The sequence below is a fragment of the Nocardia abscessus genome (assembly GCF_015477775.1).
Classification (GTDB): Bacteria; Actinomycetota; Actinomycetes; order Mycobacteriales; family Mycobacteriaceae; genus Nocardia; species Nocardia abscessus_A.
On record NZ_JADLQO010000061.1, the window covers coordinates 1 to 975 of the forward strand.

Consider the following 975-nt stretch of genomic DNA (forward strand, 5'->3'; position numbering starts at 1 on the left):
GTCGAGGCCAGCAAACCGGTCAGCTCCTCCTCCCGCGCACCATCGAACACCGGCGTCGCGATATTCGAATCAGCCGGAGCACCCAACATCTCCTGCGGCAGCGCCGCCGCCCACTCCGGGCGGGAACCATCAGCAGCGACATCGACCCGCCACCCGGCCTTACCGATCCACCCCAAATGGGTTTCCAGGATCTGACCGATGTTCATACGACGCGGCACACCATGGGTGTTCAAAATGATGTCCACCGGCGTGCCATCGGGCAGGAACGGCATGTCCTCGGTCGGCAGGATCTTGCCGATCACACCCTTGTTCCCGTGCCGGCCCGCGAGCTTGTCACCGTCCTGGATCTTGCGTTTCTGCGCCACATACACCCGCACCAGCTCGTTCACACCCGGCGGCAGGTCGTCATCGTCCTCCCGGGAGAACACCCGGATACCGATCACCTTGCCCGACTCACCGTGGGGCACCTTCAACGACGTATCACGCACCTCACGCGCCTTCTCACCGAAGATCGCCCGCAGCAACCGCTCCTCCGGAGTCAGCTCGGTCTCACCCTTCGGCGTGACCTTGCCGACCAGGATGTCCCCGTCCCGCACCTCCGCACCGATACGCACGATGCCCCGCTCGTCCAGATCGGCCAGCACCTCATCGGAAACATTCGGGATATCCCGCGTGATCTCCTCGGCACCCAGCTTCGTATCCCGCGCGTCGATCTCGTGCTCCTCGATATGAATCGAGGTCAGCACATCCTCTTCCACCAGGCGCTGCGACAGGATGATCGCGTCCTCGTAGTTGTGACCCTCCCACGGCATGATCGCCACCAACAGGTTCTTACCCAGGGCCATCTCACCGTTCTCGGTGCACGGCCCATCGGCCAGCACCTGACCACGCTCCACCCGCTGACCCTCGTCCACAATCGGACGCTGATTCGAGCACGTGCCCTGATTCGACCGGTTGAACTTCCGCATCCGGTAG

1 pseudogene is annotated in these 975 nt (G+C 63.4%); it reads right to left on the minus strand.

Annotation, left to right across the window (positions count from 1 at the left end):
- Positions 1-975 (minus strand): annotated as a pseudogene (locus IU450_RS39255) (DNA-directed RNA polymerase subunit beta); the annotation flags it as partial.